The 601-nt window shown below is 58.4% G+C and carries 1 protein-coding gene; it reads right to left on the bottom strand.

Annotated elements, in window-relative coordinates; translation table 11 throughout:
• On the bottom strand, positions 1-452 hold a 452-nt coding region (locus AC061S_RS44540; protein WP_478691591.1), incomplete at its 3' end, for a UvrD-helicase domain-containing protein.
• Between the last annotated feature and the right edge of the window lie 149 nt (positions 453-601).

The raw sequence follows: 601 nt of genomic DNA, 5'->3' as shown, positions 1-601 counted from the left end.
ACCGGGGCGTCGCCGATGCTGACGTGCTTCGGGCTAAGCGTGGAATCGGCCGACACGAGGTAGTTTTTCACGGTCTCGATCACGCGACCGCCATACAAGTTGTGGGCACTCGACGGGACGCCCGACAGGCTGGAGGTCAGCTGTCGAGTAACATGGAAGGGCTTGATGTCCCCCTGAAGCTTGCCATGTACGTTGCCGTAGTCACGGCCAATGGCGCCGTAGGCAAGCGAATGTGCGGTCTTGCAGGTGACGTTGGATGGGAACTTCCTGGAGGCCTCGACCTGGATCGATTTGTTGAACGCGACATATAGCTGACGCTTGTCGCGCTTGGCCTCGGCGATGCCTCGCAACGTGGTGGTCTTGCCAGTGCCAGCACCGGCTTCGATCTTGATTACATCGGAGTTGCTTTCGCAGGGAGCACGTTGCTCCTCGGTCATCTGCAGGCCATCCATAACAAAACCCTCGTTACCTGATATTGCATCAGGATAAACAAACGAAAGTCGTCGTGTAAAGCCTAACCTTTTAACACCTGCGCCCCCTCCCCCATCACCCGGCCAAAGCGAGCGCAGGGACCAGCTCGCGCCTAGCGCTCACTCACTCG

Source organism: Streptomyces sp. CA189, from assembly GCF_056428985.1.
The sequence above is the reverse complement of the archived record's forward strand: the minus strand, read 5'-3'. Positions and strand labels throughout refer to the sequence as shown.